The sequence below is a fragment of the Mesorhizobium sp. M0663 genome (genome assembly GCF_040320585.1).
GTDB lineage: Bacteria > Pseudomonadota > Alphaproteobacteria > Rhizobiales > Rhizobiaceae > Mesorhizobium.
In genome coordinates, this window is sequence record NZ_JAMYPX010000120.1 from 1 (window position 1) to 554 (window position 554).

Annotated in this window: 1 protein-coding gene; it reads right to left on the reverse strand. The window is 60.1% G+C overall.

Annotated elements, in window-relative coordinates:
- The coding region (locus NKI54_RS36405; protein ID WP_352694688.1) for an IS110 family RNA-guided transposase at positions 1 to 467 on the reverse strand (467 nt) is incomplete at its 3' end.
- Positions 468 to 554: the final 87 nt, after the last annotated feature.

A 554-nucleotide genomic window follows, 5' to 3' on the forward strand; every position in this document is an offset into this window, starting at 1 on the left:
GTAGCACCCTGACGAGTGATGATGCCCAACTCCGCCAAGTGGCCGCGCAAGGCGTTCACCAGCATTGTCCGCTGCCGGATCAAAAGCTCGCGGACGCGATGCAGCATCAACACGCTCTGCTGCTCCTCGCTCTTTGTCGGAACAAAGCGCATCGTCGGTCGCGTGACCGCCTCGCAGATTGCCTCGGCATCCGAAGCATCATTCTTCTGCCGCTTCACGTATGGCTTGACGTATGACGCAGGCATCAGGCGAACCTCATGCCCCAGAGCCGTGAGGACACGAGCCCAGTGATGGCTCGTTGCGCAGGCTTCGATGCCGATCAAGCACGCCGGCAAGGACGTAAAGAATGCGACTACATCGTCGCGACGCAACTTCCGGCGGACAACCACTGCGCCCTGTGCGTCAACGCCGTGCACCTGAAACACGTGCTTGGCGACATCCAGACCGATTGTGCTAACCTTCTCCATGGACGGCTCTCCCTCATGTGACTTTCGACAGCCACACTTTGGCACATTGCGATGCCGGGAGCGGAGGCCGTCCACCTCATCAGGTCA